The sequence below is a fragment of the Corynebacterium mendelii genome, assembly GCF_017307055.1.
Taxonomy (GTDB): Bacteria; Actinomycetota; Actinomycetes; order Mycobacteriales; family Mycobacteriaceae; genus Corynebacterium; species Corynebacterium mendelii.
This window is the reverse complement of the sequence record NZ_JAFLEQ010000005.1, coordinates 55,256-59,884: the sequence shown is the minus strand read 5'-3', so window position 1 is coordinate 59,884 and position 4,629 is coordinate 55,256. Positions and strand designations below refer to the sequence as shown.

At 42.1% G+C, this 4,629-nt stretch carries 3 protein-coding genes; all 3 read right to left on the bottom strand.

Annotated features, from left to right (window positions below):
• Positions 1–187 precede the first annotated feature (187 nt).
• The gene (locus tag JZY06_RS03250) at positions 188–2,026 is read right to left on the bottom strand and encodes an ATP-binding protein (protein ID WP_207118391.1); all 1,839 of its coding nucleotides are present in this window, start codon (positions 2,024–2,026) and stop codon (positions 188–190) included.
• Positions 2,016–3,320 (bottom strand): SIR2 family protein, encoded by a 1,305-nt coding sequence (locus tag JZY06_RS03245; RefSeq protein ID WP_207118390.1) that lies wholly within the window; start codon positions 3,318–3,320, stop codon positions 2,016–2,018. The genes JZY06_RS03250 and JZY06_RS03245 overlap by 11 nt, the downstream gene beginning before the upstream one ends.
• 939 nt (positions 3,321–4,259) lie before the next feature.
• The coding region (locus JZY06_RS03240) for a hypothetical protein (protein ID WP_207118389.1) at positions 4,260–4,629 on the bottom strand (370 nt) is incomplete at its 5' end.

The following is a 4,629-nucleotide window of genomic DNA, read 5'->3' as shown; positions in this document are numbered from 1 at the left end:
CCGCTAAGCGCCTTCTTCGCTTCCGTCGTAGTCGGCATAGCCGATAGTCCTTCACTGCTTACCGCTCCTCATCACTCCGTACTACGTACCTCGAGTCTCCTTACTGCACTCGCTACATTCCCTGCCCTGACCCAACTGGTAGCTAGACCGACTCTGAGCTTTTCGGAGAGTCAAAATAGATCCAAAATCATTTCATGAAAGACACCGAAGGGGTGACATCTTTATAATCACCTGGGATGAGTACTTCCATCGGGGTTTGAATAGCAGCCCCGGTAACTATGGCTTGTCCAGATGCAAACAACGGTAATTTGGAGATTTCTACCTCAGAAACACCAGGTAAGTTTCTACGTAAGAATTCTAAATCATAAGAATTCTGGATGCGATGCAGCAAGAAAGCGGTGGCTTGTCCAATAACAACTCGTGATAACTCGCTGGGAATTTGACTAATAAAGAATAAGTACGTACCGAACTTGCGACCCTCTCTTGCAATCCGATCAAAAATGCTGTCCGGGTTATCTACATCGCCTCGAATATATCGATGTGCTTCATCAAGGACTAGGGTAACAGGAGAAAAAAGTGAGTGTTCCTGCGTTTTCTTAAAGCTCTCTCGCTGATTGTTAAGAATCTTTCTCGCAAGCGAATTGGTGATGAGAGCGAGTCCTTCATCATCGCTGATATTCTGAACGTCAACAATCACTACACCCCTGCAATCCAATATGGTAGAAAGCATTGACGGTGTTGTTGTTATTAGAGAACCATCATGTTTAGATACAAGATTCTTAAGGCGTGTAACTAAACCCTGAGAATGATGTCGAGCTTGTCTATTACCTAAGACCTCTTCCTCAGCAAAAACCAAATCTAATGCATCATCTAATTTTTTAAGCGAACTAAATTCTTTATCATTCCGGCTGTCATTGATAATTTTTTCAATGTTTAGTTTGCCGTGATCGAAGAAATCATTCAGATAGAGGACTAGTTCATTCTGTAATTTCTCGAATGCTCCCTCGGGAAGATTTCCGTACCTAAGATTAAAAACCTTCCGTAAGAATTCAGGTGTGTCTTTGACGGTCACGCCTCCGAATTTACCAGAAAGATCAATTTTGTCAGAAATGAGGTTCAAGAACTTTGATAGTTGAATCTTCCTACTTGAGTGGCTTTCATGATTTGAGTTATATAATGCATTGTACGCGAACGCAGCATAAAGAAACTTCCGATTTTCTTCTGATATTCGCGCATACTGTAAGGCGCGCTCAAGAAGCGGTCTCTGAACACCCTCGGATGGCAGTAGCGCTGCAAACCAATCCTCATCAGTAAGCTCATTCGGAGCTAAACAAACACGATCACCCTTAATTATAGTTACATCATCAGGATACTCGGCTTCGAGAAAGGAGTAGTCTCCATGAACATCTACCACCACAATCCGCGATTCGTCCTCTAGTGACTTTTTATCTCTATATAGTTGAACCATTTGGCTTAACAGATGACGTGTAGTCGTCGATTTTCCTGATCCAGTATTTCCAAAGACACCACTATGTCCAGCAAACAGTGAGTCAACACTAGTTACCGCCTGCACATTTGAAAAACCGACAAGACTGCCAAGCGACACCTCTGTGTTTTTGGAAGCAAAGATTTTAGTTAGGATGTCGTCATTTGCCGCATAAACATAGTCGCCTACCATTGGATAATCCCGAACACCCAAGGTGAAACCGAGAGTGTCGAACGTTCCAAAAGGTATGGCTCTAATTTTTATGAATTCATTGGATTTATCTGTTTCTGCTTTCCCATACGGCTTTTCATTGTGAGAAATCTCTACAACTTTAAAAACATGAATTTGATAACGCCCATGGAAAGTATAAATATATTGATTAACTGAAGCGAAATGATGAGGAATCGCCTCAAAGATACGATCGCGAAATTCATTAACATGACCTTCAACTGTAAGCATAGAGGATGTTATTTGAGAAACAACACCTATTTTCCATTCTGCGCTAATTATCAATTCAGGTTCGTCAATATTAGTTTGCATTGTAAATTCCTGATTCTTGATCAGTGTTAATTGAACCTGTACTCTCCGCTGCAAAACAATCAACTACTTCAGCGAACGTCATGAACCTTCCTGGCGTTGACGTATCGTTAGGATACACAAATATAGCATTATGTTTACTATTTTGGGCAATAAATTTATTTAGTCCGGCAGGCCCATCAGAAGGGTTTTCCACGAAAGCGTATAATAGAAAATCACTTCTTTGTAAAGCGTGGTATATCAGGTTATTTACGTGTTCGTCGCCGAATCCGTATCCGGCTACGAAAAGAACAGTGTCAGGTTCACCTAAGATATTTACAAACTCGCGGAACAAATCAGAGAATGGTTCACCCTGAGTAAGCACATACTTAGAACTCATAGGCTTAATCAGTGAAGCATTCGCACAATCAGGGCTTGCCGAATCTCCAGTATTTTTGCTATGAAATTGAGAGATTCGAACAGTTGAATGAGGCCTCGAAGCAGTGGCGTTTAACTGTATCCAATCGACAGAACCATGCAACTTAAACAATCGAAAGAACGGATTAACTGGTTGGACTCGGTCTCTAAAACGATCATCTAAATCAACCGGCCTCCTGTGAAAATGTTTCGCAGAAAACTCATTTTTTAATCCATCTGAAAAACCATCCGTATAGAGGAAACCGCTCTCAAGAAGCGCGTATTCATGAAATAAATCATAGTTAGTAGTGAACAGGTTCACCACATCAAATATCGTGCGCTCCCGTCGAGCCAAGATTTCTCGAGAATACCCTAGACCTTGAATAAATCGTTGGTAAAGTCTTTTAACCTTATCAACGCTGTCTTCTCCAGTTTCATAGTCTACTTGCCGAACTGAGTCGTTGAAACGGGAAAGTAGAGCACTCAATACTTTGCTATATTTATCATCTTTTTCACCACTGGTTACAATTGCTGTGCGCTGACTAAGCCAAGTCATGAACGCTTCAATATCATTTTCTCGGTTGGGGGAACCTTGAGGAGGGGCCTTAAATTTTTGAAATACTGAATCAAAGTCATCTTTTAGTGCGCCACTCTCTGTATCTTCCTTGAAAGTTTGAAAAGTTTGCCCCATTAATGGAATAGCTCCATATGACGCACCGGAACCGATGAGTGTTGAAATTTTCAGTGATCGATCAAGGATTCGCTGAACCTCGCACCGAATTTCTTTCAAAGTTTTTGCAGGTTCAGAGTCCTTGCCTGCCGTCCGCACCGTGAATTTGCGATTTGCAGATTCGGTTCCATTATTGTCAGGTCGTTGTAAACCAGCGCTTTCGTTTCTCATATCATTATCCTTCTAAACAAATGTGCACTATTTGTTGATTATATGTGGAGAATGGAATAGTACTCGCCCTCTTCTATTGCGATATTGGAGTTAGCACATCAGATCATCTAAAACTACTCATTATGCCGTTGCTCAGACATGACAAGCAACTATGATGAGTTCCATCCGGGATAAATGAAATTCTGAACATCCTCAGGTAGCTCAGTTTAGGGTTTATCCTTGGTCGTAGGAAAGAACGGGTCCTACCATGATGGTGCGTGGCTGTATGTATTTATCGGGAATTGTGAAGGATGAATCCCAACATAACGTTGCCATAAATTTTATAAAAGCAATGCGCCAAGTAACAAATGGTTACTACACGTACGGAGTTCGACACACGCCCCCTCGACTCCACTTTTAAGCCCCGTTATCGTTATGGTAGCGGGGCTTAACTCTTTCGGAGGGGTCGCACTTCGCCTATTTTTTTGCTTCGTCTAGGTTTCTAGGGTGATTGGGCTGTTGCCAGTGCATATTTGTCTATGAAGGCATACGTATTTGTTACAGAAGCTTCCAAGGTTGGTCTTTTCGTCGAATGGTATTTTTGTGAGGTTTATAACTGCTGTATGGGTTGGCGATAGGGCGCGCGCGTTGTTAGCACTATGCTTTTGCACATTTTATGGAGGAGTGTCGACAGAGACTGCAGCTACTCAGTATCGGTTATCATTGAGCGATATTATGTGCAGTTGCTGTCATAGCATATCCCTCTATCGGTGCATACGTGTAAAATCAACCCAAAAGTTTTGCTATGGGATTAGTCGTGTCGGAAGAGTAGTAGCGATTGCAATCGCTAGCATGCGGGCAATCGCAGTCTTTGGTGTTTTCAACCAATAACAATCAGATGCCGCGGGCAGAAAGTAAGAACAAGGAGCTAAAATGGGAACTTTCTAGCGTTAGCTGGAGTTAGTCGCCGTCGCTAATTCTTAGATTTTTAGTAGATAGATTAGGGGATCGATTTCTGCGGGAAATAATCCTGTTTGTGAAAGTTTTCAGTACAGACTTGTCGGCACCTATATCGGGGCATTGCCCGATAAGCAACTCCCACCTCGCCTGATCTCGTACTGAAAATCTAACTTTGTCATCATGTTTCAAAATTGCGAGTAATAGCCTTATATTGCACATTAGTGATGGCAAAACAATTTGATAGCTTTCCTGTAGCATGCCCAGAAGCTTAGGAATATCGTTCGATCCTTTAGAACGATAGGGGTATAGTTCTAGCCTGCCAAGAGAGTTGGCTCCTTGCCAGTCTTTTTTGATAATGCGGCCTTGTTTT